This window comes from Lentibacillus kapialis (assembly GCF_014646635.1).
Lineage (GTDB): Bacteria > Bacillota > Bacilli > Bacillales > Amphibacillaceae > Lentibacillus > Lentibacillus kapialis.
In genome coordinates this window covers 1-371 of record NZ_BMNQ01000099.1, presented here as the reverse complement: position 1 = coordinate 371, position 371 = coordinate 1, and the positions used below count along the sequence as shown (strand labels likewise).

Sequence of the window (371 nt, the reverse complement as noted above, 5' to 3'; positions counted from 1 at the left end):
GATAATCAGAATCCTGATATTCAATCTGTTAAAGCGGCTATGAAGGAAACGAAAGACCTTCGATTATTTAAACGATACCAAGCCATCTTGTTGTATTTAAAAGAGCGACCAGTAAGCGAAATATCAAGTTACATTGGAACCAGCGAGAAGACGATATACAATTACGTAAGCGCCTATAAATCCAACGGCCTAAATAGTTTGATTCCCGGTCAATCACCAGGCAGACCCCGCCATCTTACGGAAGAGCAAGAACAGGAAGTTTATCAGCTAATTGTTAATGAAAAGCCAATTGATGCAGGGTTTCCTGCCGAGATGAATTGGACGTCATTTTTAGTTCGTGATTGGATTGAGAAAACGTTTGGCATATCGTT

Annotated in this window: 1 protein-coding gene; it reads left to right on the top strand. The window is 40.2% G+C overall.

Going from position 1 to position 371, the window contains the following annotated elements; genetic code table 11:
• On the top strand, positions 1-371 hold a 371-nt coding region (locus IEW67_RS17415; RefSeq protein ID WP_194466074.1), incomplete at both ends, for a helix-turn-helix domain-containing protein.